We start from the raw sequence: 24,542 nt of genomic DNA, 5'->3' as shown, positions 1-24,542 counted from the left end.
CCGCTGTGATGCGCTTAGCGTGAACCCATGAGCAGCACCCAACTCGATGCCCGCGGGCGCGCGGAGGTCTTTGCCGAGCTGGAATCGCGGAGGTTCGACCTCGCCGTGATCGGCGGCGGGATCACCGGCGCCGGGATCGCACGCGATGCGGCGATGCGCGGGCTGTCGGTGGCGCTGGTCGAGGCGCGCGACTATGCGAGCGGGACGAGCAGCCGGTCGTCGAAGATGATCCACGGCGGGCTGCGCTATCTGGCACAGGGCGACATTGCGCTGGTCAAGGAGGCCGCGTCGGAGCGGCAGATATTGCGGCGGATCGCGCCGCATCTGACGACGCTCTCGCCCTTCCTGATCCCGACGACGAACATGGCGATGACCGCGAAGCTGCGGACGGGCCTGTGGACCTTCGAGAAATTGGGCAGCGTGCCCGAGGCCGAGAAGCATGAGGTGATCGGGCTGGCGGAGTTGCAGCGGCGCGAGCCCTTGATGCGCACCGACCGGCTGAATGGCGCCGTGCTGTACCCCGAATTCCTGACCGACGATGCGCGGCTGGTGCTTGCCAATATCCGCAGCGCGCAGGGAGCGGGCGCGGTGGTGGTCAATCATGCGGCGGCGTCGGAGCTGATCGACGGTGGATTGGTCGCGACCTCGATGCTCGACGATGGCTTGGGCGCGCGGATCAGAGCGAAACTGGTGGTCAACGCGGCGGGCCCATGGGTCGACAAGGTCCGCGGGCTGGAGGCAGGCGAAAGCGACACACGCATGTCGATGAGCCGCGGCATTCATCTGGTGCTGCCGCGCGATCGGTTGCCGATCAACGCGACGATCATCATCCGCGCGCCCGACAAGCGCAGCATCTTCGCGGTGCCGCGCGGCGCCTTCACCTATATCGGCACGACCGACGTGTTCCATGATGGTGCCGATTACTGGCCCGCGCCGACGCGCGAAGACATCGACTATCTGCTGCGCGCGACCGAGGCGGCGCTGAGCATCGACCCGATCCGCGACGCCGAGATCGTGTCGCTGTGGTCGGGGGTGCGGCCGCTGATCGCGCAGCCGGGGAAGAAAGCGAACGAGGTATCGCGCAAGGACGAGATCTGGACCTCGCCGGGCGGACTGGTCTCGATCGCAGGGGGCAAGCTCAGCGCCTATCGCGCGATGGCCGAGCGGGTGGTCGATCTGGTCGTCGAACGGCTGGGGCGGGCCGCCCTGCCCTGTTCGACTGCCGATGCCCCGCTGCCCGGCGGATCGCGCAGCCTGCGCGAGAGCCTGAGCCGCCTCGATCCGCGCGCTGCCGAGCGACTGGCGCGGCTGTACGGCGATGAGGCGAACGAGATCGTGATCGCGGGCGGCGACGTCGCCGCCGAGGCCGCGCGTGCGGTGACGCACGAGGGTGCCGCGACGCTGGAGGATTATTGGGTCTGCCGTAGCGCGCGGGCATGGTTCGACGAGGGTGCCGGCCTTGCAGCGCTCGCCCCCGCCGCCGAAGCGATGGGCGCGCTGCTCGGATGGGATGACGTCAAGACGGCGGCGCAGATCGCGCATTGCCGCAAGATCAATGATGAGAGCCGCAGGCTTTTGGGAGAGTAAGATGAGTTCGATTGCCGAAGCCCTTGCCGCCGCCATCGGTGCCGACCGCGTCGCGAGCGATGCCGATACGCTGAACGCCCGTCGTTACGACCAGTGGGCGGTCAAGCATCTGCGCGACTGGCGCGGCGAAGCGGTGCCCGCGCCGGGATGCGTCGTGCGGCCGCAGTCGGTCGAGGATGTGCAGAAGGTCGTGCGCCTCGCTGCCGAAAAGCGCGTGCCGCTGATCCCCTTTGGCCTTGGCAGCGGGGTGTGCGGCGGGATCGAGCCGACGCCGGATGCGATCCTGCTCGATATGAGCAGCATGAACCGCGTCCGCTATATCGACAGCGACGATCTGCTCGCGAGCTTCGATGCCGGGCTGAACGGCATGGAGGCCGAGGAAGCGGTCGCGGCGCACGGGCTGACGATCGGCCACTGGCCGCAGTCGATCGCCATCAGCAGCGTCGGCGGCTGGGTCGCGACGCGCGCGTCGGGACAGTTCTCTACGGCTTATGGCAATATCGAGGATATCATCCATTCGATCGAGGCGGTGCTGCCGAACGGCGAGCTGGTGACGCTGGGCAAGGCGGTGCGCGCGGCGGCGGGCCCCGATCTGCGTCACCTGCTGATGGGCGCCGAGGGGGTGATGGGGGTGATCACCGGGGTGACCTTTTCGCTGCGCGCCAAAGCGCCGCACCGCGATTACAGCATCTTCTATGCCGATGACATGCGCGCGGGGTTCGAGGCGCAACGGCAGATCGTCCGCGCCGACTGGCGCCCGCCGGTGATGCGCCAATATGACGGGCGCGAGGTGCGGCGGCTGTTCCGCGATTATGAGCGCGACGGCAAGGCGATGCTGCTGATGGTCCATGAGGGGCCGAAGGCGCGCGTCGATGCCGAGCTGGCGGCGATGCACGAGATTTGTGGGAGCGCCGGCCTCGAAGCGGGCGACCCGATGGCGGCGAAACAATGGATCGAAAAGCGCAACCATGTGCCGAGCTGGCGCGATATGTTCGAGCGCGGCTATGTCGCCGACACGGTCGAGATTTCGGGACGCTGGAGTGAGATCGGAGCGATCTATGACGACAGCATCGCGGCGCTCAACCAGGTCCCCGGCGTGATCAACGCATCCGCGCACAGCAGCCATGTCTATCGCTCGGGCATCAACCTCTATTTCAGCTTCGCCGCGACCTTCGAGGACAGCGCGAAAATGGAGCCCGCCTATTTCGCCGGCTGGCGCGCGATCATGGAAGCGACCGCGAAACATGGCGGCGGGGTCGCGCATCATCATGGCGCGGGGCGACTGCGGAAGCCGTATCTGCACCACGATCTCGGCGAGACCGGCGTTGCGTTGCTGCGGCGGGTGAAGCAGGCTCTCGATCCGGAGGGGATCATGAACCCGGGCAATCTGATACCCGATGCCTGAGCTGTTGCTCGCGCTCGACGCGGGCACGACGGGCGCCCGCGCCATGCTGGTCGATCCGGCGGGCATGGTGCTGGGCGTCGACAAGAGGCCGATCGCGAGCCGCTTCCCCGGCCCCGGGCTGGTCGAACAGGATGCCGCCGAGGTCTGGACCATCTGCCGCGCGGTGATCGACGGCGCGCTCGCCGCGGCGGGGCGGAGCATTGCCGACGTGGCGGCGATCGGGGCGACGACGCAGCGTGCGAGCATCGTCCTGTGGGACCGCGCGAGCGGCGAGCCCGTCGCGCCGATGCTGGTATGGAGCGACCTTCGCGGGATCGAGGAGTATAAGAAGCTGCGGGCGGCAGGGTTCATCAGCTGGCCGCAAGTGCCGTCGGCGAAGCTGCCCGCGGCGATCGCGCTATCGGGGCGCGATCCCCGCGACCTGCAATGGGGGACGCTCGACAGCTGGTTGACCTTCAAGCTGAGCGGCGCGCATGTCACCGATGCCTCGGCGGCCTGGCTGACGGGCTATTATGATTATGCGAACGGCAGCGGGTGGGATACAGCGCTGCTGGCACACCAGCGCCTCCCCGCAACGATGTTTCCGGCGCAGGCCGAAAGTTGGGGCGCGATTGCGGAGAGCGACCCGGCGGTGCTCGGCGCGCGCGTGCCGATCAACGCGCTGATCGCCGATCAGGAGGCTGCGATGGTCGCGCATGGCGCGCTGGAACGCGGCGACTGGAAGGCGACCTATGGCACGTCGGGCGTGCTGATGGCGGGAACCGGCGACATGCCCGAAACGATCCACAGCAGCATGCCGGCCGAGGCGCTGGCCGTTGCGGGCGGGAAACCGCGCTTCTGCGTCGAGGGGATGGTGATCACCACCGGGTCGATGATCGAATGGCTGTGCGGCGGGCTGGGACTGTTTGCCTCGCCCGCGGCGCTGGAGGCGGCGGCGGCTTCGGTCGCCGATGCGGGCAATGTCGTGGTGCGCCCATCGCTCGCGGGAATGGGCGCGCCGCACGGGCAGTTCGAGGCGCGCGGGCTGATCGCGGGGCTGAGCTTTGCTGACGGGCCGGGGCAAGTCGCGCGTGCGGCACTGCAGGGCATCGCGTTCCGCTTTCGCGAGATCGCCGAAGTGATCGCAGCGGCGCTGCCGGTGCCCGAGGCGCTGCCCGTCGCGGGCGGATTGTCGGCGAGCGATACGCTGATGCAGTTGCAGGCCGATGCGCTGCAGCGGCCGGTGCGGCGGCATGCGGTGCGCGAGGCGAGCGCCTATGGCGCGGCGCTGGCGGCCGGCATGGGCGCGGGGCTTTTCGGGACAAGCGATCTCAAGCGGCTGGCGCGATATGACGCGGAGTTTGTGCCGCAAGTATCGCGTGACGAGGCCGATGCCGCGTTTGTCCGCTGGCGGGATGCGGTGGCGCCGTGACGCGCTCAGGCGGTTCCGGCGACCTCGCTCCAAAGGCCCCGCACGATGTCGCGCATGCGCTGCGCCTCGTCCCAGCGGTTCGTCAGTTCGCTGCCGTCGGGCGCGGTGATCGCATAGGGCGGCGGCCCGAGTTCGCACATGAAGGTCAGCGCGTCACCTTCACGCGCCTGTTCGAGCCAGAGTTCGAAGCCGCGGCGCCACCAGGCGACATGCTGGTCGAGCCAGCCCCGATGCTGCGGCGCACCCAGCGCGACCTGCACCTGATGCGTCGTCGAGACGCGACCGTGGAAATTATGGCTGCCCTGCAGGATCGTCTCGATCGCGGCGAGCTGGTCGGGGCGCAGCGGCAGCTCCATCTCGCCCGCGACCGGATAGTGCGAGAGATCGGCAGTGAGCGGCAGGCCGGGGCGTTCCTCGAGCAATTGCAGCGTGAAGAGCAGGTCGTTGGTGAGGCGGCCGCGGTGCGTTTCGAACCAGACGGGGAGTGGCGCGTCCTTTGCTGCCGCGACGAGGCTGTCGATCAGGCGCAGCGCAGCGCGGAAATCGGCGGTCGGCCCGGCGATCTGGACGTTGAGGTGATGCGCGCCGAGGCGCTGCGCCTCGCCGATCCAGTGGGCCAGCTGGCCAGCGTCATGGACGAGCACCTGCCCCTCCCAAGCGAGGCCGAGCGGGTTCATCACGCGCGCGACGCCGTCGGTGCGCGCGGTGCGCGCGAGGTTGACACCGACACCGTCGAAGCCCGCGGCGACGACGTCTGCCAGCGCTTCGTCGAGGCGGTTTTCGATGTCGAAACCGGGGCATTTGTCGAGGCCCCAGACCGACTGGAGGACGAGCAATTCGGGCAAGGTCTTTCCTTTCAGACAACGCTGTCATATCGTGTCGGGATAGGGAGTCAATTGGCCTCGTTTGACCGTCTCCCCGGACGTGATCCGGGGCCTGCCTTTTTCTTCGGCGAAGACAAGGCGGGTCCCGGGTCAAGCCCGGGATGACAAGGCAAAAGAAAATCGAGAGAGGATGAGATGACAACCGAAGCCCCCACCCTGCCCGTCATAGCGCCCGTATCGAAGGCCTACCGCCGCTATGCGCTGACGGTGCTGCTGATCATCTATATCCTGAACTTCCTCGACCGGCAGATCGTCTCGATCCTCGCCGAGCCGATCAAGAATGAGCTGCACCTCGCCGACTGGCAGCTCGGGGTGATGACCGGCCTCGCCTTTGCGCTCTTCTATACGTTTCTTGGTATTCCGATCGCGCGCTATGCCGAAACCGGCGACCGGCCGCGGATCATCGCGGTGGCGGCAGGGTTGTGGAGCATCTTCACCATTGCGTGCGGCCATGCACAGAGTTTCGTTCAGCTCGTCGTCTGCCGCGTCGGCGTCGGGATCGGCGAAGCGGGGTGCACGCCGCCGGCGCATTCGCTGATCACCGACTATACGCCAAAGGAAAAGCGCGCCTCCGCCCTCGCCTTCTATTCGCTCGGTATCCCCTTGGGGGGGTTGCTCGGGCTGGCATTGGGCGGATTGATCGCGGACGCTTACGGCTGGCGCACCGCCTTCCTTCTCGCGGGCGCACCGGGCGTGCTGATGGCGATCGTTGCGTGGACTACGCTGAAGGAACCGCGACGGCGGATGCACCACGACCTTGCCGCGCTCAAGGCGGCGGGGCCCGACTTCGGCACCGCGATGGCCGAGATATGGGGCAAGAGGACCTTCTGGCTGATCGCCTTCGCCGCTGCGATCAAGGCGTTCATCGGCTATGGCGCAGCCGCCTTCCTTGCGCCCTTCTTTTTCCGCAACCATGCCGAAGAACTGACGGTGATTGCTGGCGATTTCGGATTGGGACTGACGGGCTTTCTCGGCGTCGCGCTCGGCATCGTACTCGGGCTGACGGGCGCGGTCGGAACATGGATGGGTGGGCAGCTCGCCGACAAATATGGCGCGCGCGATCTGCGGGCCTATGTCGCAATCCCGGCGGTTTCGACCTTCCTCGGCATCCCCTTCTACATCGCGGGGCTGCTGACAGATTCCGCGGTGTTCGCTTTGATCATGTTCGCCTTTCCGCCGGTGCTGAACACGCTCTGGTACGGGCCGGGTTTCGCCGCAGTGCAGGGGCTGGTGCGCCCGCAGACGCGTGCGACGGCATCGGCAGTATTGCTGTTCATCATCAACCTGCTCGGGCTGGGCCTCGGCCCGCTCGGGGTCGGCGCGGTCAGCGATTTCCTCTCGGGCCCGATGGGGCTAGGGTCGGCGGAGGGCGTGCGCTGGTCGCTGATGATCTTCATCAGCTTCGGTGCGCTCGCCTCGGCGCTGTTCTGGATGGCGCGCAAAACGATCCGTGAGGAGATGGTCAGTTGAGTATCGCCAGCATTGCCCTGCCCCGCATTTTCCGCATCGGCGGCGGCGCGTCGAAGCAACTGCCCGAAGTGCTGGCCTCGCTTGGGCTGTCGCGGCCGCTGATCGTCACCGATGGGTATCTGGTGAGCAGCGGGCGCGTGGCGGAACTGGTGGACGGGCTGCCCGCGGCGGGTATCTCCTCGCGCGTGTTCGCCGAAACGGTACCCGACCCGACGGTCGCCTCGGTCGATGCGGGCGTCGCGTTCCTCAAGGACGGCGATCATGACTGCGTCGTCGGTTTCGGCGGCGGCAGCCCGCTCGACAGCGCGAAAGCCATTGCACTGCTGGGTCTGCACGGCGGCGCGATGGCCGATTACAAGGCGCCGCACGTGCAGGACTCGCCGGGACTGCCGGTGATCGCGATCCCGACCACCGCGGGCACGGGTTCGGAGGCGACGCGCTTCACGATCATCACCGACGAGACGACCGACGAGAAGATGCTGTGCCCTGGGCTCGCCTATCTGCCGATCGCGGCGCTCGTCGATTACGAGCTGACCTTCACCAAGCCCAAAAGGCTGACCGCCGACACCGGGATCGACTCGCTGGTCCATGCGATCGAGGCCTATGTGTCGAAGCGCGCCAACCCGTTCAGCGACGGCATGGCGCTGCTCGCGATGCGGGCGCTGGCGCCCAACTTGCGGCGCGTGTGCAGCGACCCGATGGACGCCGCGGCGCGCGAGGCGATGATGCTGGGCGCGACGCAGGCGGGGATCGCTTTCTCGAACAGCTCGGTTGCGCTGGTGCACGGGATGAGCCGCCCGATCGGCGCGCATTTCCATGTGCCGCACGGGCTGTCGAACGCGATGCTGCTGCCCGCGGTGACCGCCTGGTCGGCACCCGCGGCGCTGCACCGCTATGGCGATTGCGCACGCGCGATGGGCGTGGCGGACGAGACCGAGGGCGATCAGTCGGCGGTGGCGCGGCTGCTCGACGAACTCGCGGCGCTCAACCGCGAGCTCGAGGTACCGGGTCCCGCGGCGTGGGGCATCGACGCAGCGCGCTGGGAGGGGCTGGTCCCGACCATGTGTGCGCAGGCGGCGGCGTCGGGATCGCCCGCGAACAACCCGCGCGTGCCGACTGCGGAAGAGATGGCGGAACTTTATGCCGCAGTTTGGGCGGGATAAGACTTTCGGTTAATCGACGGGCAAGCTCGACCCTGCTTTAGGGCGCTTGCCCCGTCCCTCTCTCCTACGTCTCAAACGCGGGGGGCGGGGTATCTCTTCACCCACCGTCATCCCCGACTTGATCCGGGATCCGCCTGTTCCTTCAAGAAAAAGGCAGCCCCTCCGGGTCAAGCCCCGGGTGACGAGCAGGCTCAGACCTCCAGCGGCCCGTGCTTCATCTTGGGCAGCACATGGCGCGCGAAGAGATCGGCTTCGGCAGCGTGCGGGTAGCCCGAGAGGATGAAGGCTTCGATGCCCATATCCTGGTAGCGGTTCAGCTTCGCGAGCACCTGGTCGGGGTCGCCGACGATCGCGGCGCCGCAGCCCGAGCGGGCGCGGCCGACGCCGGTCCACAGATTGTCCTCGACATAGCCGTCGTCGGAGGCAGCTTCGCGCAAGGCGACCTGCGCGTTGACGCCAAAGGACTGCGAATCGAGCGACTTGGCCTTGATCTCCGCGCCCTTGGCGGCGTCGAGTTTCGAGAGCAGGCGGTTGGCGGCAGTGCGCGCCTCGCTTTCGGTGTCGCGCACGATCATATGCGCGCGGTAGCCGAATTTGAGCGTGCGGCCGTAAGCGGCGGCGCGCGCGGTCATGTCGGCGATGATTTCCTTCACCACCTCTTCGCGGTCGGGCCACATCAGGAAGACGTCGCAGCCCTTTGCGGCAGCGTCGCGCGCGGCGGGCGACAGTCCTCCGAAGTAAAGCGGCGGCGCTTTGCCCGACACGGTGCCGACGCGCGCGGGCGCGACCTGCAGCTTCCAGAACTCGCCATCGTGGTCGAGCGCCTCGCCGTTGAGCAGGGTCTTGAGGATATGCATCGCCTCGACCGTGCGGCGGTAGCGCGGCTCGGAATCCATCGTCTCGCCCGGCATGTCCGACGAGATGATGTTGACCGTCAGGCGGCCGCCGAGAATCTGGTCGATCGTCGCGATCTGGCGCGCGAGCTGCGGCGGCCAGCTTTCGCCGATACGCACCGCCATCAGCAGGTGGATGTTCTTGACCATCGTCGCGATCGCCGCGGCGAAGGCGGTGGTGTCGATGCCGAGTGCGTAGCCCGACGGGAGCAGGATGTTGTCGAACCCGAGGGTGTCGGCCTGGACCACGATGTCGCGACAATGTTCCCAGCTCGATTTGAGCATCGGGTCTGGAACGCCCAGAAATTCATAGTCGTCGTCGCAGAGCGCCGAAAACCAGCTAACCTCGCACGAGCGGTCGGTCATGGCAGTTTCTCCCCCATCGATGTTTGCAGCACCGCGTACCATTCGGCGCGCGTCCAGCGCGGGGCGAAGGCCTGCGGAATTTCCCTGATGCGCTCGACGTTCTGCGTGCCGACAATCGGAATCGGGTGCGCGGGATGCGCCATCACCCAGCTGTAAGTCGCGGCGGCGCGCGAGACGCCATATTCGTCGGCCTTTGTGTCGAGCAGTCCGGCGACTGCGCGCGTGCGCTCGTCGGCCGGATCGCCGAGCCGGCCGCCGCCGAGCGGCGACCAGGCGAGGAAGCTCATTCCCTCGGCCATCGACTGGTCGAAGATGCCGTCGAAGAGCGGGTCCAGGTGCAGCGGCGAAAACTCGCTTTGATGGCTGACCACCGGAACGGGCAGGAATTTGGCGAGCGCCGCAGCCTGCGCGGGCGTGAAGTTCGAGACGCCGATCGCGCCGATCTTGCCCGCGCGGTGCGCATCCTCGAGCCCGCGCGCAATTTCCTGCGGGTGGGTGAGCAGGTCGGGACGGTGGATCTGCCACAGCTCGACATGGTCGGTACGCAGACGCTGCAGCGAGATGTCGATCGCCGAGGTGAGGTAAGCGGGACTGCTGTCGTAAGGCACGCCGAGGATGATCCCGCCCTTGGTCGCGAGGACCATCCTGTCGCGGAGCCCCGGGGCTTCGGCGAAGACATCGCCGAGGAGAGCCTCGGCCGAGCCGAAACCTCCCGGCGTGTCGCAGCCGTAGATGTCGGCGGTGTCGAACAGCGTGACGCCGGTTTCGAACGCGGCGTCGATGCGCGCGCGGGCGGTGGCGACGTCGGCACCGGCGAAGCGCCACATGCCCCAGGCGATGGGCGAAACCTCATGACCGGCGATGGTCACGTTGGCGGGAGCGGGAAGAAAATCTGACATCGCTGTCATATACTCCATAAGTCGGAACGAGTGAAGCGGCTTTCGCATGCGGTCGGGTCAGTGGGCCAATATCGGGCCGGCATCGTCATCCGGTTCCTCATCGACCGCGACGATGCGCGGCAGGATGAGGTGGATCGCGGCGAGCGCGACGAGATAGGTGACGGCGCAGACGAGCATCATCGGCAGATACCCCCTGCCCGTGTCGAGCGACCAGCCCGCGAACTCGATCATCGCCATGCCCGACAGATTGCCGGCGAAGGCGCCAATCCCGATTGCCGAGCCAACGATGCGCGCGGGGAAAACGTCGGTGGTGAGCCCGAAGAGATTGGTCGAAAAACCCTGATGCGCGAAGAGCGCGAGGCCGAGAATCATCGCCGCGACCCACGCGCTGTCGACACCGACGAGAAGCGGCACCGGTAGGATCAGCAGCGCATAGATAAGCATCGTGGTCTTGCGCGCGGCGTTCACGCTCCAGCCGCGGCGGCCCATCAGGTAGGACGGGAGATAACCGCCGGTGATGCCGCCGAGCGCGGCCATCAGATAGACGAACGCGACGGGCAGACCCAGCGTGCCCTGCGTCAGGCCGAAGACGCGGTGGAACAGGTCGGGCATGAAGAAGAGCAGGAACCACCAGACCTGATCGGTGAGCGCTTTCCCGAGGATGATCGCCCATTGACGGCGATCGCGGAGCAGGCTGGCCCACGCAATTTTCGGCGCGGCGGCATCGCGCGCGGCGTTGGGTTGCTCCGGAATGCGCACCATCAGCCACACGACGACCCAGACGAGCCCGAGGCCGCCGGCGATCAGGAAGGTCGCCTGCCAGCCCCACATCAGCGCCATCAACGGGATCAGCAAGGGCGTCAGGATCGCGCCGACATTCGGCGCAATGCCGCCGAGTCCGAGGACGAAACTTCGCTCCTTCGCATTGAAATAGGTCGCCGCAGTCTTCACCGCAGCGGGAGTGCCGATCGACTCCGCCGCACCAAGGAGGGCGCGCGAGGCGACGAAACCCGAGACGGTCGAGGCGAAGGCGTGCGCCATGCCCGCGAGGCTCCACACGCCGACGCCGATCGCGAAGCCCCAGCGCAGGCCGACCTTGTCGATGAACCAGCCGGTGCCGAGGAAGGCGAGCGCGGCGGCGAACTGGAAGGCCGAGGCCATGTGGCTGTAATCGCGGTCGGTCCAGTCGAATTCGAGCTGGAGCGTCGGCTTCAACAGCGCGAGGATCTGGCGGTCGACATAGTTGAGGACGATCGCGATGAAGACGAGCCCCACCACGAGCCAGCGGCGTTTATCGGCGATTTGCGCCAAGATCGTCTCTCCCCGAATCTATCTGTCGTGCAGATGAGATAACGTTGTCATATCGGAAAAGACAGACGTTTTTTCGCTATGTCGAAAATGGGGTGATGAAGGGAGGTTTAGCTCCGCGCTTCGAAAGCAGATTGTGCTTCTTGCGCCTTAGCACGCAGGCGTGGCCATAAATGATGACTGACGAATGCCGCGTCATCTCCCTTGGGTAGGTCCATAAACATCGCGTCAAGCAAGGCCTTCACCTCATCAATGACCTTGGCTTCGTTCACATCCAAAAGACTATAACCCACCGCACCTTCGTCAAAATCATTGTCGTCGAAAAAGAAATGAAAAATCTGATCGATGTCTGACACCAGGCCTTGCTCGCGCTCCTTGCGCCAAAGTTCTTCCGGATATTCAGCCGCCAACTCTTGGAGATACAGAATGAGCTCTTCTCGCTTGTCCGGATTGGCAAGAGAAACGTGCGGGAATGGCTGATTATCCGTCATGTTGCGAGGATAACTATGATCGGGATTAACCGCAACGTCGGCAACCGGTCCTTCTTCATCCCGGACTTGGTCCGGGATCCCGCTTTTTGACGCGTAGATTGCGTTCGATCTCAAGCGGGACCCCGGATCAAGTCCGGGGTGACGATAAAAGAGACGGCAGCTGCCGGTCGTTTTCAGCCTTTCGGCGCCGCCGTCGAACCGCGCACGACCAGTTTGTGCGGCAATTGCCGTCGCTCGATCGTCTCGCCAAATTCGAGCAGCAGGTCGGCGGCGGCGTAGCCGAGGTCGCGGATCGGTTGGTGGATCGTGGTCAGCGACGGCCAGACGACCTGCGCGAGGTCGGTGTCGTCGAAACCCGCGACCGAGAGCTGGTCCGGCACCGCAACGCCGAGCCGGTGCGCCGCGGCGAGGACGCCCGCGGCCATATCGTCGCTGCTCGCGAAGATCGCGGTCGGCGGCTGGTCGAGTGCGAGCAGCGCTTCGGCCGCGGCGGTCCCCGACTGGAAATCAAACTGCCCCGGAAAGACCAACGCGGCGTCGAAGCCTATCCCGGCGCGCTGGAGCGCCTGCCGGTATCCGGTCAGTCGCTGGCCGCTCGCGAAATAATTGCCATGCCCGGTGACGAAGCCGATGCGGCGATGGCCGAGCGAGATCAGGTACGCCGTCATGTCGTCGGCCGCCTGCACATTGTCGATGTAAACCGCTGAAGTCGCGGTCAGGTCGGTGCCCGGCTGGACGCGCACGACGGGAATCTTGCGGCGGAACAATTCGGCGAGCGCGGTGCCGACGTCGGTCACCGGCGGGGTCATGATGATGCCGTCGAGCTGCGCCTGGTCGATCAGCGCGCCGATATCGTCGACGAGACCGGGCGAATTGATGTCGCACGGCTGGACGATCATGCGAAAGTCGGCCTCGCGGCACCGCTGCCCGACCCCCGCCTGCATGTTGAAGATATAATAGGGGCTGGGGTTGTCGTGGATCAACCCGATCTGGAACGAGCGTTTCCCGGCGAGCGTGCGCGCCGCCTGGCTGGGGTGATAGTTGAGGCGTGCGACAGCTTCCTCGACCTTTTGCCGCATGTCGTCGCTGACATAGCGTTCCTTGTTGAGCACGCGCGACACGGTCTTGATCGACACGCCGGCGACGCGCGAGACATCCTTGATCGTCGCCCGGGTCATGCGCGCTCGCGCTCCGTCCCGGCGAGGGTAATCGACTTCACGGCTCCGCTCCCCTGCTGGCCATCATTGTCCTGCTTAGTCGCGTCGCGCGCCGTTCCGCAAGAGAAGCCTTGCGCGCCTCCCCTGCCCCGGATTATGACGCGCCACTATGACAACGCTGGACAGAGATGCCGGAACCTCGATGCGCCACGCGCACTGGAACAATCTGCCGAGCGGTGGCGACCTGTTCGGCGAGCTGCATCTGGCGCAGGTCAAGGCCGGAACCGCGCCGAAGGGCAGCCTGTTTCCGGGTCTGGCGGCCTGCGCGGCTGGATCGGCGGCGGCGGCATGGCTGTCCGACCATTATGGCTTTCCGATCATCCTGCTCGGCCTGCTCGTGGGGCTGTCGCTCAATTTCATCTCGGCGAACGAGGCGACGCACCGCGGACTCGACTTCGCGTCGCGTACCTTCCTGCGCTTCGGCATCGTCGTGCTGGGATTGCAGGTAACCTTTGCGCAGATCGCGGTGCTGGGGCCGGTACCATTCGGCGCGCTGCTCGTGGTGATGGCGCTGACGATGGGCGCCGGGTTACTCGGCGCGCGGTTCGCAGGACAATCGCCTTATGCGGGCTTGCTCGCGGGCGGCGCAACGGCGATCTGCGGCGCGAGCGCCGCGCTCGCGCTTTATGGGGTGATCGGCAAGCAGCGATTGTCGCAGGCCCAGTTCGCGCTGACGCTCGTGGGCATCTCGCTCGCCAGCGCGTTGGCTATGACGATCTACCCCCTGCTCGCGGGCGAGTTCGGATTGAATGACAAACAGGCCGGCTTCCTGATCGGCGCCTCGATCCATGATGTCGCGCAGGCGATCGGTGGCGGCTACGCCTTCTCCGATGCTGCTGGCGCGAGCGCGACGATCGTCAAACTCGCGCGCGTCGCCCTGCTCGCGCCGGTGGTGGCGCTGGTGAGCCTGATTCTGAAGCCCGAAGGCGGCGGCAGCACGCAAATCTGGCGCCGACTCGCCCTGCCGTGGTTCATCGTCGCCTTTCTGGCGGTCGTAACGCTGAACAGCGCCGTCGCGATCCCCGAAGCGGCGCGCGACTGGGCGCTCACCGGATCGAAGGCGCTGCTGCTTCTCGCGGTAACCGCGACCGCGATGCGCACGCGGCTCGACCTGCTGCTCGAGATGGGCTGGCGCGCGACGGTGCCGGTGATGCTGGCGACGCTGACCAGCTTCGGGATCGCACTGCTCTTCGCCGTAACGCTGATCTGATCGTCAGCGCTCGCGCCCGGCCTCGTCGAGCGCCTGGGTGACCGGCGACAGCAGATACTGGATGATCCGCCGGTCGCCGGTCCGGATCTCGGCCTGCACCGCCAATCCCGGACCGATCGGCAGGTCGCGCCCCCCGGCACGGATCGTGCGCTTGAGCAGGCGGATGCGCGTCGTATAGACGAGCCCCGGCTGGACGGTACGGCCGTTGCGGTCGCGCTGCTCGGCGGCGCCGGGTTCGCTCGTGTCGACCGCGTCGCGGCTGATGCTTTCGACGACGCCGGGGACGATGCCATAGTCGGTGAAGGGAAAGGCCTCCAGCTTCACGCGCACCTTCTGGCCCTCGCGGATGAAGCCGATATCCTTGTTCTGGATGCGCGCCTCGACAACCGGCGTCGCGTCGTCGGGGACGATGATCATCAGCGTTTGCGCAGGCTGAACGACGCCGCCAACCGTCGAGATCGCGAGTTGCTGGACGGTACCCGATACCGGTGCGCGCAGCTGCAGATAGGCGGCGCGGCGCTGCGACTTGGTGACCTCTTCGCGCGCAAGCCCTGTCTTCTCCTGACTCTCGGCAAGGTCGGTTGCCGCCGTCTTGCCGAAGCTCCCGCGCAACCGCGCAAGCTGCGCGTCGATATCGGCAATGGTCGCGCGCGCCTTTGTGGCGTTCGCCTGCTGCACGGCGATATTCTGGACATGCTCGATCTTCAGCTGCTCATATTCGAGCAATTTGATCTTCGAGAAATAGCCCTTTTCGGTGAGCTCGCGTCGCGCCTCGAGCTGTTGCTCGACGATCGGCAGCGTGTTCCTGAGCTTCGCCAGCTCGGCATTGACGCTCGCGAGCTCCGCGACCTTTTCGGCACGCTGCTGCGTCAGGCTCGCGCGTTCGCCTTCATATTCGGTGATCGCGGAGCGGACATATTGCGACTGGGTCGACGCGATGTCCGACGGCGTGCCCGAAGGCGCATCGAAGCGCGACGAACGGCCGTTCAGGTGCCCGAGCAGCGCAGCATTGCGTGCAGCATCGACTTCGGCGCCCATCAGGCTCTTGCTCGCCTGTTCGGCCTCGGCCCCCGCGAGCGTCGGGTCGAGTTCGACGAGCAGTTGACCCGCCTCGACATGCTGGCCGTTCGTGACGTGGATCGCGCGGACATAGCCGATCTCGATCGGCTGGATCTGTTTGACGTTGCCCGACGGGACCACCTTGCCGCTGGCGGTCGCGACGACGTCGACGCGGCCTACAATCGACCAGATCAGCGCGACGACGAACAGGCCGCAAAGCGAAAGCATCAGCCAGCGAAGGCCCGGGCTCGGTGGCTTTTCCATGATTTCGAGCGCCGCGGGCAGGAATTCATGATCGCTTCGCGGCTGCGCCTGCCGGTCAGCCTCGTCCTGTTGCCGCCAGCTTTCGCCGAGAATGGACAGGTGGCGGGCGACGCCCGGGAAACGGTCGCGCCAGCTCATTGCACGCCGCCCATCTGTTTCGCATGAAGCTGGGCATAGCGTCCGCCGGCGCGAAGCAGGTCGGCATGGGTGCCCGCCTCGGTTACCTCGCCCGCTTCCACGGTGATGATACGATGGCACTGACGGACGGCCGACAAGCGGTGCGCGATGATGATCACGGTCCGGCCGGTGGCGATCTTCGCGAGATTGTGCTGGATGATCTCTTCGCTCTCGGCATCGAGCGCGGAGGTCGCCTCGTCGAGAATCAGGATGCGCGGATCGTTGATCAGCGCGCGCGCGATTGCCATGCGCTGGCGCTGCCCGCCTGAGAGATTGCCGCCGCGCTCGTCGATCACCGTGTCATAACCGTGATTGAGTTCAAGGATGAAGTCGTGCGCGCCGGCGAGCTTCGCGGCCTCGATCACGGCCTCCATCGGCCGCGTCGGATCGCCGAGCGCGATATTCTCGCGCACTGTGCGGTTGAAGAGGATATTTTCCTGTAGCACCACCCCGACCTGGCGGCGAAGCCACGGCGGATCGACCAGCGCCAGATCGACCCCGTCGACGAGCACGCGCCCCTGCTCGGGCACGTAGAGCCGCTGGACGAGTTTGGTCAGCGTCGATTTGCCCGATCCCGACGGGCCGACGATGCCCAGCATTTCGCCCGCCGCGATGTCGAGGCTGACCCCGCGCAGCGCCTCGGGCGCATCGGGACGGTAACGGAAGCGGACCTTGTCGAAGCGGATCGCGCCCGCGATCGGCGGCAGGCTGGCGCGGTTCGGATTATGCTCGGGCTCGGCGGGCGCGTTCAGCACGTCGCCGAGCCGGTCGACCGAGATGCGCACCTGCTGGAAATCCTGCCACAATTGCGAGAGCCGCAGGATCGGCGCAGCGACCCGGCCCGACAGCATGTTGAACGCGACGAGCGCGCCAACCGTCAGGTCGCCCGCGATCACGGCCTTGGCGCCAAAGTAGAGGATCGCGACCGTCGTCAGTTTCGAGACGAGCTGGATCAGATGGCTGCCCCAGTTGGCGAGTTTCGCGACGTCGAAGCCGGTGTTCGTATAGCCGGCAAACAGCTTTTCCCAGCGGTCGCGCATCTGGGGTTCGACCGCCATCGCCTTCAGCGTGCCGATGCCCGTGACACTCTCGACGAGGAAAGCCTGATTCTCCGCACCGCGGCGGAATTTCTCCTCGAGCTTCGCACGCAGGCCCGACGAAATCAGCACCGATATCGCGACATAGAGCGGGATCGACAGCAGGACGATCATCGTCAGGAACGGCGAGTAGAAATACATTACGGCAAAGAATATGATCGTGAAGACGAGATCGATCACGACCGTAACCGCATTCGACGTCAGGAATTCGCGGATGCGTTCGAGTTCGCGCACGCGCGCGATGCTGTCGCCGACGCGGCGCGCCTCGAAATAGGAGAGCGGCAGGTTGAGCAGATGGCGGAACATCCGCGCCGACAATTCGCTGTCGACACGGTTCGTCGTGTGCGCGAACAGCCAGTTGCGCAAACCCGACATCAGCGTTTCGAAGATCAGGACCGCCGCCAGCCCGAAAGCGAGCACATCGAGCGTCGTCATCGACTGGTGGACGAGCACCTTGTCGATCACGAGCTGGAAAAAGATCGGCGAAACGAGCCCCATCAGCTGAAGGAAGAAGGACGCGATCAATACATCGCGCAGCGGCCCGCGATAGCGGACGAGCGCCGGGATAAACCACGAAATGTCGAACGGACGCGTGTCGCCGACCATCCTTTCGCGGCTCGTCATCAGCAGCAGGCGCCCCGACGCACGCGCGCGCATCTCCTCATCGGTCCATATCTCGGGCCGCGCGCCGCCGCCGCGCTGGACGAGAAAGCGTGAAGCCGCCCCCGTATCCTCGACCTTGAGCAACAGGACGACCTCCCCGTCGAGCGCCTCCGCGAGCGCAGGCAACGGCATCTTCGGAAAGTCGGAGACGCTGGCATCGCGAATGCGCGCAGTCAGATCCAGCCGCTTGGCGACGCGTCCGAGATCTTCGAGCCCGAACGGATCGTCACCGCGCCCACGCTCGTGGACGATCTGCCCCGGATCGGCGGGGACGCCCAGAAATCTTGCGAGGAGGAGAAAACAGGCGAGCGATGGGTCCACCGCCGGCCCGTTTGCGGGATCGCCGTCACGCGAAGGCGAAAGCGGTGGCTCGGTGGCATCTTGCATGAGGCGGGAACGTCCCTGAAACTTCTGTTTTTGCGGCTTCGACCGGTTTCAGGCTCAATTCAATAGACGCCCCCTCCCCTGCCGCAAGGCCTAACATCCTCGGCAAGGATGCAGAAACGAGGATTTCGGGCCTGACATCGTCTTCCGGAGTTCCCGTCGGCGGCGAACATCCGCCGCGATCGCCGGACTGTCGCGGTCAGGAAATCGCCCGTTCGATCGCCTCGATCAGGCCGTCAGGGTCGATCGGCTTGGCCAGGAAAGCCGACGCCCCTCCGCGGAGCGCCTGCTGGCGCACGGCGTCGGTCGGATAGGCCGTCATCATGATCAGCGGCACGCCCCATCCCCGCCGCGCCAGTTCGGCCTGCAGATCGAGACCGGTCAATCCCGGCATGTGAAGGTCGGTAACGATGCAGGCGAGTTCGCCTTCTGAGGCCGAAGCCAGCATCTCTTCCGCGCCCGCATAGCAACGCACATTCATCGCCGCGGAGCGCAGCAGGCTGTCGAGGCTGCCCCGGACGTCGGGGTCGTCATCGACAATGGCTATGACCGGCAAAGCAAACACGAAACCCGGAACTCCAGCGAAACCGCACGGCAAGGGCCGCCGCTTGTTGCATCATGCGGCGCTGCGAGCGATTTCGCTATCATACTCAGATATTAAAGCGGTGGATGGTCTCGTCCCGGATACCCAGCAGCTCGGCCATGCGGACGAGATCCGCCAGCGATTGGGCCGCCATCTTGCGCATGACGTTGCCGCGATGGATCTTCACCGTGATTTCGGACAAGTCGAGCCGCGCCGCGACCTGCTTGTTCATAAGCCCGGTGACGACGAGCCCCATGACCTCCGCCTCGCGCGCCGTCAGCGTCGCATAATGCCGGGCGAGTTCGGCGTTTCCGGCGGCGGCGGCCAGTTGCGCCTCGCTTTTGGCAATCGCGCTGCCCACCGCATCGAGCATCTGTTCATCGCTGAAAGGCTTGGGAAGAAAATCGACCGCGCCGGCCTTCATCCCGCGCACCGTCATCGGGATGTCGCCGTGACCGGTGATGAGAATCACCGGAATCTCCCTGCCTTCCGCCACCAACCACTCCTGAAAATCGAGCCCGCTCTCGCCCTGCAACCGGACGTCGAGCACGAGGCAGGATGCGGTATCCGAAGCAGCGACCGCCCGGAAATCACCGGTCGTCGCATGCAATGCGACGTCGTAGCCGGCCGAGCGCAGCAGGCTGCCGAGCGCGCCGCGCACGCCGGGATCGTCGTCGATCACATGAACCAGCTGGCCACCCGTCATGACAAAACCCCCTCCTCATCCGCGACCGGCAGGCGAAACCGGAAGGTCGCGCCATGATCGGGATTGTTCGACGCCGACAAGGCACCGCCATGCTGCTCGATGATCGAACGGCATATCGAAAGACCCATGCCGAGCCCGGTCGCCTTGGTCGTGAAAAAGGGAACGAACAGGCTTTCGGGATCATTCGCGATGCCCGTACCGCAATCGCGCACCGCCACGATTACGCCGTCCCCGTCCCGCCGGGCCTCGATGGACAACTCGCGCTGTTCGAGCGCGATGTCCGCCATCGCCTGTTCGGCGTTCAGCATCAGGTTCATCAACACCTGCTGAATCTGCACACGGTCGCCCGCAACCGCTGGCAGGTCCGCGGGAACGGTGACGCGTATCGCAACCCCGTGGGTCTGAAGATCGCGGCGAAGCAAGGCGACGGTCTCGTCGATCAGCCGCACCAGCGCAACCAGACTCCGTTCGGGGTCGGCCTTGCGCGCCATGTCGCGTATCCGCGCGATCACGTCCGCGGCGCGCGTTCCGTTGGCGGCAATCTGATCGAGGCAGTCGGCGACTTCGGGCGCCTCGGGCGCTTCGCGCGCGAGCCATCGCCGGCCCGATTTCGCATAGGTGACGACCGCCGACAGCGGCTGGTTCACCTCGTGCGCGATCGAGGCCGCGAGCTGGCCGAGCGTCGTGATGCGGGACATATGGGTAAGCTCGGTCTGCGATTGCGCGAGACGCGCTTGCGCGCGGTTCCGTTCGGTCACGTCGAGCGCCATCACCAGCACGCGTTTCCAGCCATCGGCGCCCGGGGGCAGCGTGACGCGCAGCACGACGTCGATCACCTCGCCGGAGGCCGAGAGGAACTGGGTTTCCTCCTCGATCGCGGCATCGCCGCGGGCGAGCGCCTCGACGATATGACCGAGCGTCGCTTCGGCGGCAGGCGTATGATGCGCGACGATCGTCCCGCCGACGAGCGCGCCGCGATCGGCATGGCCGAACAATCGCGCGGCAGCATCGTTGGCATCGCGGATCGTCGCCGAGCGCGCGATGCGGTCGATCACCCCGGCATCGAGTTTCTCGCCCCGCAGCGAAACGGCGTGCGCCTCCGACCAGTCGCCTTCCCATATCGGCAGACCGGCCGCGTTGAAGATGGTGCGATAGCGCTCCTCGGACCTGCGATGCTCTTCGGCCGCCGCCTGATTGCGGACGCAAAGCCAGGTGGTTATGCCGATCGCCGTCAGGCTGACGCCCAGCCGCATCGCCGCAGAATCGAGGGGTTCGCCCCAATGGCTGATATAATAGCCGGCGCAAGCGAGAAGGACCGAAGTTCCGCCGGCAGCCAGAATGAGCCCCCGGTCGTGCCCGCGCGATACGAGCAGCACGATGATCGTATACAGAACGGCGACCGCGCCCTGCAGCGGTGTGAGGATATCGAGCGCAAAGATGGCGAGCGCCAGCAGCAGCGCTCCGGCGCCATAACGGCGTCTGGCCAGCCGCCGGCTATCGGCATCTCCGTGCATCATCGCCTCCCGCAGGCGTCCGGGAGCCCATCGCCGGAACGGCGGCAGGCTGGACGAGCCGGCGCTTAATCGCAACAGCGAAGCCATGGCAATCAACCGGACCTGCACGGGGCGGCGGGCATCGGGGCATCCTTTCCGCTCGTCATCGAAGCCATGGCCACTGATTCCGGAAAGCGCAGCGCCGCGCCATCATACGCAAGTTTAGCCCTCGAAAAGACTGACCCGAAACCTGCGTATAATGGTGATACAAGGTGCGTGTGCGATGTTCCGTCGACCGGACGGACATCCGCCCCGTCCCTGCAGGAGGAATCTCATGGCTTATGTGACCACATCCGACGGCACCGAAATCTATTACAAGGACTGGGGCCCCAAGGATGCCCAGCCAATCGTCTTCCATCATGGCTGGCCGCTGTCGTCCGACGACTGGGACAACCAGATGCTCTTCTTCCTCGCGAACGGCTATCGCGTCGTGGCGCACGACCGCCGCGGCCACGGCCGCTCCTCGCAGACCGACATCGGCCACGACATGGATCATTATGCATCCGATGCGTCGGCGGTGGCCGAGCATCTGGACCTCCGCAATGCCGTGCACATCGGTCACTCGACCGGCGGCGGACAGGTCGCGCGCTATGTCGCGCAATATGGCGAGCCGCAGGGCCGTGTCGCCAAGGCGGTGCTGGTCAGCGCGATCCCGCCGCTGATGCTGCGGACCGAGGCCAATCCCGACGGCACGCCGATCGAAGTGTTCGACGGTTTCCGCCAGGCACTCGCCGCCGATCGCGCCGGCTTCTTCCTCGATGTCGCATCGGGCCCCTTCTACGGCTTCAACCGCCCCGGGGCGAAGACGTCCGAAGCGATCGTCCGCAACTGGTGGCGTCAGGGGATGATGGGCAGCGCGCTGGCGCATTATGAAGGCATCAAGGCCTTTTCCGAGACCGACCAGACCGAGGATCTGAAGGCGATCAGCGTGCCGACGCTCATCCTGCACGGCGACGACGATCAGGTCGTCCCCTATGCCGACGCCGCGCTGCTGCAGGAAAAGCTGCTGCAGAATGCCACGCTCAAAATCTATCCCGGCTTTCCGCACGGCATGCTGACGACGCACGCCGATGTCATCAACCCCGACCTGCTGGCCTTTATCAGGAGCTGATGGCGCTCCGCCGGGCGAGGCCGGTCGCACCAACTATGCGATGGCCTTCGCCCGGCAGTTGAGGCACAACCCCTGCGATGCTGCTATCCGGGGGATCAAGTCGGTCAGAGCGGGGCCTTCCGTCCGCGGCCAGGCCCCGCTGACCCGTGGAGGATGACGACCGCGATCTGGTGCGGGCAGCGGCGGCCGGCGATCGCGACGCTTTCGCCGCGTTGCTGCGAGGCCATTATGATCGCATCCACGGCCTCGCGTGGCAGATGACCGGTTCGCGCGCGGACGCCGACGATATCGCGCAGGATGTCTGCTGCATCCTCGCCGAACGGCTGGGCGATTTTCGCGGCGAAGCCAAATTCACCACCTGGCTGTGCAGCATCGTCTTTAACGCGTGTCGCGATTTCCGGCGGAAACATTCTGCATTTGCGCGGTTTGCCGGCAAGCTGAGCGTGATGGCCGGGCTGACGCGCGGCCCCGACGGGCGCGATCTTTATGACAGCTTCTGGATCGAAAGCGCGGTCGCGCGTCTGAAACCCGATTTGCGCGATACCGTGATCCTCGTCGCGGGACAGCAGCTGACGCATGGCGAGGCCGCGCAAATCCTGGGAATCGCCGAGGCAACGGTATCGTGGCGGATGCATGAAGCCCGGCGCCAGATCGCGCCGAAATCTGCGCCCGGCGACTAGATCCGCACCATAATCGAAATTTTTTTCGGGAACCGCCAAGGATTTCCTGCGCCGACGCATCGAAGGGACATGCGGGCGATCATGCGCCGCTGTTGTCAGGGAGAATCTCCATGTCCCGTTTTCATCTGATGCTTACCGCTGGCCTGTCCATTTCGCTCGTCACCGCCTGCTCGCCGACCGGCCAGCACGACGTCGCCTCGCCGGCCGCCGAACCCGCGATCGCGCCTCCGGTCGACGAGGCAAAGGCCGCTGGAGAAATCGTCGTCACGGCACAGAAGCGGTCCGAATATGTCCAGGATACGCCTGTCGCCGTCACCGTCGTCTCGGCCGAAAGGATTGCCCGCCGCGCGGCCTCCCCGCCGCCGCCCGCACCGCCGCCCCCGCCCGCACCCCCGCCGCCTGCAACAAGCAATGTCGTCGTGACGGGGACGCTGATCGGCAACGCCGCGCCGCGCGATACCGCGATGCCCTATTACCGCGACGCCGGCCGCGACAAATTCACCGCGACCGACCAGAATCCGTTCAAGGTGGCGCAGGCGGAACCCGTGTCGACCTTTTCGATCGATGTCGACACCGCTTCCTATTCCTTCGTTCGCGCGTCGCTGAACCGCAATGTCCTGCCGCAGCCCGCGGCGGTGCGGACAGAAGAACTCGTCAATTATTTCCCCTATGATTATGCCGCGCCGCAGAGCGCCGAGCGTCCGTTCAGCAGCAATGTCGCGGTGTTTCCGAGCCCGTGGACCGAAGGCCGCAAGCTCGTGCGGATCGGCATCAAGGGTTATGCCATCGGACAGGCCACGCGTCCGCGCGCGAATATCGTCTTCCTGATCGACACCTCGGGATCGATGAACGCCCCCAACAAGCTGCCGCTGGTCAAGCAATCGCTCGCGATGCTGCTCGACCAGCTCGGCGACGGCGACCGGGTCTCGATCGTCACCTATGCCGGCAACGCCGGCACCGCGCTCGAACCGACGCCAGCCAGCGAGAAGGGCAAGATCATGGCGGTGCTCGATCAGCTGGGGGCCGGCGGCAGCACCGCGGGCGCCGAAGGCATCCGGCAGGCCTATGCGCTCGCCGAGCGCAACCTCGACCCGCGCGGGGTCAATCGGGTGATCCTGGCGACCGACGGCGACTTCAACGTCGGCATCACCGACCAGAACGAGCTCAAGGGCTATATCGAACGCCAGCGCGGCAAGGGCATCTTCCTGTCGGTGCTGGGCTTCGGCATGGGCAATTACAACGATGCGCTGATGCAGACGCTCGCGCAGAACGGCAATGGTGCCGCAGCCTATATCGACACGCTGAGCGAAGCGCGAAAGACCTTGGTCGACGAAGCGACGTCGACGCTGTTCCCGATCGCCAAGGACGTGAAGATCCAGGTCGAGTTCAACCCCGCAACCGTCGCCGAATATCGCCTCGTCGGATACGAGACGCGCATGCTTCAGCGCGAGGATTTCGAAAACGATAAGGTCGATGCCGGCGATGTCGGGTCGGGGCAGACGGTCACGGCAATCTATGAGATCACGCCGGTCGGCGGGCCGCGCGCGATCGGCGACCTGCGCTATGCCGCGCCGGCGCCGCGTGGCCCGACGACGGCTCGCGCCGGCGAATACGGCTTTGTGAAGATCCGCTACAAGCTGCCGAAATCGGACACCAGCCAGCTGATCTCGACCCCGATCAACCGGACGGTCGAATATGCCCGTTTCGAGGATGCACCGCAGGACGCCCGCTTCGCCGCGGGGGTCGCAGCCTTTGCCGAATTGCTGCGCGGCGGCAAATATAACGGGCCGATGACCTATGACGACGTCCTGCGGATCGTCAGCGGTGCGCGCGGCCGCGACGACTTCGGCTATCGCACCGAACTCGTCCAGTTGGTTCGCGCGGCAAAGAGCGCGGGCGCGATGGCGCAGCTGGGCCGGTGACGACCACGAAAACAACGAACGGCGGCGCTTCATCGCAAG

Annotated in this window: 20 protein-coding genes; 9 read left to right on the top strand and 11 right to left on the bottom strand. The window is 65.9% G+C overall.

Annotation, left to right across the window (positions count from 1 at the left end; genetic code table 11):
* The first annotated feature begins 27 nt into the window (after positions 1-27).
* From L7H23_RS17995 to L7H23_RS17985, 3 genes are read left to right on the top strand one after another with little or no spacing between them, the layout of a single operon-like run.
* Positions 28-1,587, top strand: coding sequence for a glycerol-3-phosphate dehydrogenase/oxidase (locus L7H23_RS17995; protein ID WP_237837237.1), 1,560 nt, complete (start codon positions 28-30; stop codon positions 1,585-1,587).
* A 1-nt stretch (position 1,588) separates the two neighbouring features.
* Positions 1,589-2,992: an FAD-binding oxidoreductase gene (locus L7H23_RS17990; RefSeq protein ID WP_237837236.1), complete on the top strand. Its 1,404-nt coding sequence runs from the start codon at positions 1,589-1,591 to the stop codon at positions 2,990-2,992.
* Positions 2,985-4,403: an FGGY family carbohydrate kinase gene (locus L7H23_RS17985; RefSeq protein ID WP_237837235.1), complete on the top strand. Its 1,419-nt coding sequence runs from the start codon at positions 2,985-2,987 to the stop codon at positions 4,401-4,403. The genes L7H23_RS17990 and L7H23_RS17985 overlap by 8 nt, the downstream gene beginning before the upstream one ends.
* Positions 4,404-4,408: 5 nt before the next feature.
* On the opposite strand, the gene L7H23_RS17980 is transcribed toward L7H23_RS17985, so the two are convergent.
* Entirely contained in the window at positions 4,409-5,248 is an 840-nt protein-coding gene (locus L7H23_RS17980) for a hypothetical protein (protein WP_237837234.1), read from the bottom strand.
* A gap of 174 nt (positions 5,249-5,422) precedes the next feature.
* Between L7H23_RS17980 and L7H23_RS17975 the strand changes: the two genes are divergently transcribed.
* Entirely contained in the window at positions 5,423-6,757 is a 1,335-nt protein-coding gene (locus L7H23_RS17975; protein WP_237837233.1) for an MFS transporter, read from the top strand.
* Positions 6,754-7,920, top strand: a complete 1,167-nt coding sequence (locus L7H23_RS17970) for an iron-containing alcohol dehydrogenase (RefSeq protein ID WP_237837232.1) — start codon at positions 6,754-6,756, stop codon at positions 7,918-7,920. Before L7H23_RS17975 ends, L7H23_RS17970 begins: the two co-directional genes overlap by 4 nt.
* Before the next feature lie 191 nt (positions 7,921-8,111).
* On the opposite strand, the gene L7H23_RS17965 is transcribed toward L7H23_RS17970, so the two are convergent.
* The 5 genes from L7H23_RS17965 to L7H23_RS17945 form a co-directional block, all read right to left on the bottom strand.
* Complete coding sequence (locus L7H23_RS17965; protein WP_237837231.1) at positions 8,112-9,179, bottom strand: LLM class flavin-dependent oxidoreductase; 1,068 nt, start codon at positions 9,177-9,179, stop codon at positions 8,112-8,114.
* A complete protein-coding gene (locus L7H23_RS17960) occupies positions 9,176-10,078 on the bottom strand; it encodes an aldo/keto reductase (protein ID WP_237837230.1) in 903 nt (300 codons plus the stop codon). The genes L7H23_RS17965 and L7H23_RS17960 overlap by 4 nt, the downstream gene beginning before the upstream one ends.
* Before the next feature lie 57 nt (positions 10,079-10,135).
* A complete protein-coding gene (locus tag L7H23_RS17955; protein WP_237837229.1) occupies positions 10,136-11,389 on the bottom strand; it encodes an MFS transporter in 1,254 nt (417 codons plus the stop codon).
* Between the two features lie 107 nt (positions 11,390-11,496).
* Positions 11,497-11,877, bottom strand: a complete 381-nt coding sequence (locus tag L7H23_RS17950; protein ID WP_237837228.1) for a hypothetical protein — start codon at positions 11,875-11,877, stop codon at positions 11,497-11,499.
* Between the two features lie 173 nt (positions 11,878-12,050).
* Positions 12,051-13,055 carry a LacI family DNA-binding transcriptional regulator gene (locus tag L7H23_RS17945; RefSeq protein ID WP_093511885.1) on the bottom strand — a complete coding sequence of 335 codons (1,005 nt, stop codon included), beginning with the start codon at positions 13,053-13,055 and terminating at the stop codon, positions 12,051-12,053.
* Positions 13,056-13,203: 148 nt separating this feature from the next.
* Between L7H23_RS17945 and L7H23_RS17940 the strand changes: the two genes are divergently transcribed.
* A complete protein-coding gene (locus tag L7H23_RS17940) occupies positions 13,204-14,304 on the top strand; it encodes a putative sulfate exporter family transporter (protein ID WP_237837227.1) in 1,101 nt (366 codons plus the stop codon).
* A gap of 3 nt (positions 14,305-14,307) precedes the next feature.
* On the opposite strand, the gene L7H23_RS17935 is transcribed toward L7H23_RS17940, so the two are convergent.
* The 5 genes from L7H23_RS17935 to L7H23_RS17915 form a co-directional block, all read right to left on the bottom strand.
* On the bottom strand, positions 14,308-15,765 hold the full coding sequence (locus tag L7H23_RS17935; RefSeq protein ID WP_237837226.1) for an HlyD family type I secretion periplasmic adaptor subunit: 1,458 nt from the start codon (positions 15,763-15,765) through the stop codon (positions 14,308-14,310).
* Entirely contained in the window at positions 15,762-17,885 is a 2,124-nt protein-coding gene (locus L7H23_RS17930; protein ID WP_237837225.1) for a type I secretion system permease/ATPase, read from the bottom strand. The genes L7H23_RS17935 and L7H23_RS17930 overlap by 4 nt, the downstream gene beginning before the upstream one ends.
* A 262-nt stretch (positions 17,886-18,147) precedes the next feature.
* Positions 18,148-18,513: a response regulator gene (locus L7H23_RS17925; protein ID WP_237837224.1), complete on the bottom strand. Its 366-nt coding sequence runs from the start codon at positions 18,511-18,513 to the stop codon at positions 18,148-18,150.
* Between the two features lie 85 nt (positions 18,514-18,598).
* Complete coding sequence (locus tag L7H23_RS17920) at positions 18,599-19,213, bottom strand: response regulator (RefSeq protein ID WP_345790411.1); 615 nt, start codon at positions 19,211-19,213, stop codon at positions 18,599-18,601.
* 20 nt (positions 19,214-19,233) lie between these two features.
* Positions 19,234-20,754 carry an ATP-binding protein gene (locus L7H23_RS17915; protein ID WP_237837222.1) on the bottom strand — a complete coding sequence of 507 codons (1,521 nt, stop codon included), beginning with the start codon at positions 20,752-20,754 and terminating at the stop codon, positions 19,234-19,236.
* A 310-nt stretch (positions 20,755-21,064) separates the two neighbouring features.
* Here L7H23_RS17915 and L7H23_RS17910 point away from each other — a divergent pair, with 310 nt between their 5' ends.
* The 3 genes from L7H23_RS17910 (at position 21,065) to L7H23_RS17900 (ending at position 24,503) form a co-directional block, all read left to right on the top strand.
* Positions 21,065-21,901, top strand: a complete 837-nt coding sequence (locus L7H23_RS17910; RefSeq protein ID WP_237837221.1) for an alpha/beta hydrolase — start codon at positions 21,065-21,067, stop codon at positions 21,899-21,901.
* A 146-nt stretch (positions 21,902-22,047) separates the two neighbouring features.
* Positions 22,048-22,581 (top strand): sigma-70 family RNA polymerase sigma factor, encoded by a 534-nt coding sequence (locus L7H23_RS17905; protein ID WP_237837220.1) that lies wholly within the window; start codon positions 22,048-22,050, stop codon positions 22,579-22,581.
* 110 nt (positions 22,582-22,691) lie between these two features.
* Positions 22,692-24,503 carry a VWA domain-containing protein gene (locus L7H23_RS17900; protein ID WP_237837219.1) on the top strand — a complete coding sequence of 604 codons (1,812 nt, stop codon included), beginning with the start codon at positions 22,692-22,694 and terminating at the stop codon, positions 24,501-24,503.
* The last annotated feature ends 39 nt before the right edge of the window (positions 24,504-24,542 follow it).

The organism is Sphingopyxis sp. BSN-002 (genome assembly GCF_022024275.1).
Lineage (GTDB): Bacteria > Pseudomonadota > Alphaproteobacteria > Sphingomonadales > Sphingomonadaceae > Sphingopyxis.
The sequence above is the reverse complement of the archived record's forward strand: the minus strand, read 5'-3'. Positions and strand labels throughout refer to the sequence as shown.

What these genes read in the sequence shown, in the direction of transcription:
- L7H23_RS17975 (WP_237837233.1), top strand. Translation starts at nt 5,423, where the DNA reads ATGACAACCGAAGCCCCCACCCTGCCCGTCATAGCGCCCGTATCGAAG.
- L7H23_RS17945 (WP_093511885.1), bottom strand. Translation starts at nt 13,055, where the DNA reads ATGACCCGGGCGACGATCAAGGATGTCTCGCGCGTCGCCGGCGTGTCG.
- L7H23_RS17940 (WP_237837227.1), top strand. Translation starts at nt 13,204, where the DNA reads ATGACAACGCTGGACAGAGATGCCGGAACCTCGATGCGCCACGCGCAC.
- L7H23_RS17910 (WP_237837221.1), top strand. Translation starts at nt 21,065, where the DNA reads ATGGCTTATGTGACCACATCCGACGGCACCGAAATCTATTACAAGGAC.
- L7H23_RS17935 (WP_237837226.1), bottom strand. Translation starts at nt 15,765, where the DNA reads ATGAGCTGGCGCGACCGTTTCCCGGGCGTCGCCCGCCACCTGTCCATT.
- L7H23_RS17965 (WP_237837231.1), bottom strand. Translation starts at nt 9,179, where the DNA reads ATGACCGACCGCTCGTGCGAGGTTAGCTGGTTTTCGGCGCTCTGCGAC.
- L7H23_RS17985 (WP_237837235.1), top strand. Translation starts at nt 2,985, where the DNA reads ATGCCTGAGCTGTTGCTCGCGCTCGACGCGGGCACGACGGGCGCCCGC.
- L7H23_RS17900 (WP_237837219.1), top strand. Translation starts at nt 22,692, where the DNA reads ATGTCCCGTTTTCATCTGATGCTTACCGCTGGCCTGTCCATTTCGCTC.
- L7H23_RS17995 (WP_237837237.1), top strand. Translation starts at nt 28, where the DNA reads ATGAGCAGCACCCAACTCGATGCCCGCGGGCGCGCGGAGGTCTTTGCC.
- L7H23_RS17915 (WP_237837222.1), bottom strand. Translation starts at nt 20,754, where the DNA reads ATGATGCACGGAGATGCCGATAGCCGGCGGCTGGCCAGACGCCGTTAT.
- L7H23_RS17990 (WP_237837236.1), top strand. Translation starts at nt 1,589, where the DNA reads ATGAGTTCGATTGCCGAAGCCCTTGCCGCCGCCATCGGTGCCGACCGC.
- L7H23_RS17950 (WP_237837228.1), bottom strand. Translation starts at nt 11,877, where the DNA reads ATGACGGATAATCAGCCATTCCCGCACGTTTCTCTTGCCAATCCGGAC.
- L7H23_RS17960 (WP_237837230.1), bottom strand. Translation starts at nt 10,078, where the DNA reads ATGTCAGATTTTCTTCCCGCTCCCGCCAACGTGACCATCGCCGGTCAT.